The following is a 2,149-nucleotide window of genomic DNA, read 5'->3' on the forward strand; positions in this document are numbered from 1 at the left end:
TCTTCAAAAGTTTTGTGCGTACTTCGGTACAGCTTTCTGTCTCGTAATTCCGTTAAGGCTTTACCCGCAAGGTAAAACGCTTTTTCTACTTGCCGTTCCAAGTGCAAGCGATCGCGAATCTCTTGCTCGGTTAATTCGGGAATTTCAACAGCAGTAACGTCAATTGTTGCTGTAGCTGGGTTTTCTTCAAGGTCTTGGTTATCTGGTGGCGTGTCGTTACTGGATGAAGCAGAGGTGGCTTTGTTGCGCTTACGGGGTGGTTTATTCATTTTTCCACCTCTTTTGGTTCACTGGCATTTGCTCAACGTCGATTGCAGATATATTTAAACTGTGGTGTCTACTAGCAATCGCTTTTGGACTTACCATTTCATCAAGAAAGCAATAAACGAAGCTTCTAATTAATCAGTACATTACAGGTAGTCAAAGCATAGATCAGAGCAATCAAATACTTGTGTCGTTTGCGCTTGAAAACCTTGCTTAGTCACCAGTGAGCCTTTTATCTTACCTCTTGAACCAAAGCAGCTTTAACCTCAGCATCAAAATCTACACCAAGTGCTTCAGAAAGTTTTCGTAAAGTCTCACGAGGCAAAGACTTCGCTTCTTCGGTTTCTATGCGATAGAGGTTGCCAACGCTCATACCTGCTTGAGCTGCTACCCACGTTGGGGATAATCCCTTGGCCTCCCTAATCTCTCTAATTCGACTGCCTAAACTAGGCAGATCAACAGACAAAGTAACTTGCATTAAGTTCATATTTTCACGCCTCCATTAATCTAACCAAATGATAGCGCTTCTTTCCTCCTTTATAAAGCTTTACTTATAAAGCTTTACTTATTCAGTGAGACTTGACAAGTATTAGTTAAATAGCTACGCTTAAATTAGAGAAGCAAAATAGTTTGCTGTGCTTTAAAACTTAGTCTTCTCTACAGCCAACAGTGCTGTGAACAAACAAAACAATAAGGTGATCGCCGCTCCGGCCAAGAAACGCGATCACCTTATGTAAAACACCACCGTACAGATGGAGTACCACTAAATTATGACTTACAACATCTACAGCCAACAACAGCTGCAACTGAAATCCATTGCCCGACTCAAGCAAATCTACAGCGAAATTGCCTGCACAGTTGAGGTAAACGACAAACGCTGTAAAGATTCTTGGATTAGCGCGATCGCTGATTATCAAGCGAGCAAGATTCAGAAAATCGCCCCTGCTGCCCCCGACAACCAAGCTCTCGCCCAAGCCGAACTCGACAACTACATCGCTGATCAAGCCCAAGTTGTTGCTCCCGAACCCCTCAAAATAGTCGAAATCTCTTTTGACCATCACGAATATTACGCTGATGACAAACTGGTAGCCAGCATCAGCCATGACGACAACCACTTAACCCAACGCTGGGTAGTCATGGTCAACGATAAAGAAGTATTTCGTGCCAATACTCTAATGCGTTGCGATCGCTTCATCTGCACTCACTATAAAGATGGCACACTAACAGTAAAAGCAGAGGTGCAGGGGAGCAGGGGTGCAGAGGGGAAAAACTTACAACAACTTTCTCCTCTGCCCCTCTGCGCCTCTGCCCCCATGCTTTCCTCTTCTACCGAAAACCAAATCATGGCGCATATCTTCAACGAGTGCCAGAATTATGGGTTTGAAATTCTCGATGATGGCATTTACAACAACAACGGCGTGAAACTGGGGCAAGTCCGATGCACTGACGGTAACTGGTGGGTGAAGAGGCGTTATTCAGTCCAGCAGCAGTATTCTAACTCGGTCTATGATGCAGTGCGCGGTCAAGCGAAAGCTAGCCTTCGGGCAACTGCAAGACTTGTTGGGGTTAGTGATAAAGCTATCGGGAAAGCATTAGAGAGCGCGAACCTGGAACCCTCTAAACTGGCTCAAATGCTTATGCAGCAAAACTTTGATGCCGCGAACCTAACCGACTGGAGAACTAGTGGTATTCCCGACACTGCGATCGCAATCATCCTAGAGTACTACGCTTACGAAGCTGGTAGATACTGTACCAAGCAAGCCCGATTGGTATGCCGTTCATTTAACACCATCGGCATCCGGGCGTGGATTCAAGATAAATTAGGCTGGACTAAACCTGTCACTGACAACAAAACAGGAATGACAGAAATACAGTTACTCGCTGC

The 2,149-nt window shown here is 45.0% G+C and carries 2 protein-coding genes and 1 pseudogene; 1 reads left to right on the forward strand and 2 read right to left on the reverse strand.

Annotated features, from left to right (window positions below; genetic code table 11):
• Together H6G26_RS41185 and H6G26_RS41190 are read right to left on the reverse strand one after the other, a co-directional pair.
• A pseudogene (locus H6G26_RS41185) lies at positions 1-269 on the reverse strand (hypothetical protein); the annotation flags it as partial.
• A gap of 227 nt (positions 270-496) precedes the next feature.
• Positions 497-751: a helix-turn-helix transcriptional regulator gene (locus H6G26_RS41190; RefSeq protein ID WP_190737844.1), complete on the reverse strand. Its 255-nt coding sequence runs from the start codon at positions 749-751 to the stop codon at positions 497-499.
• A gap of 283 nt (positions 752-1,034) precedes the next feature.
• Between H6G26_RS41190 and H6G26_RS41195 the strand changes: the two genes are divergently transcribed.
• The coding region (locus tag H6G26_RS41195; RefSeq protein ID WP_242054407.1) for a hypothetical protein at positions 1,035-2,149 on the forward strand (1,115 nt) is incomplete at its 3' end.

The sequence above is a fragment of the Nostoc sp. FACHB-888 genome (genome assembly GCF_014696655.1).
GTDB lineage: Bacteria > Cyanobacteriota > Cyanobacteriia > Cyanobacteriales > Nostocaceae > Nostoc.

What these genes read in the sequence shown, in the direction of transcription:
- H6G26_RS41190 (WP_190737844.1), bottom strand. Translation starts at nt 751, where the DNA reads ATGAACTTAATGCAAGTTACTTTGTCTGTTGATCTGCCTAGTTTAGGC.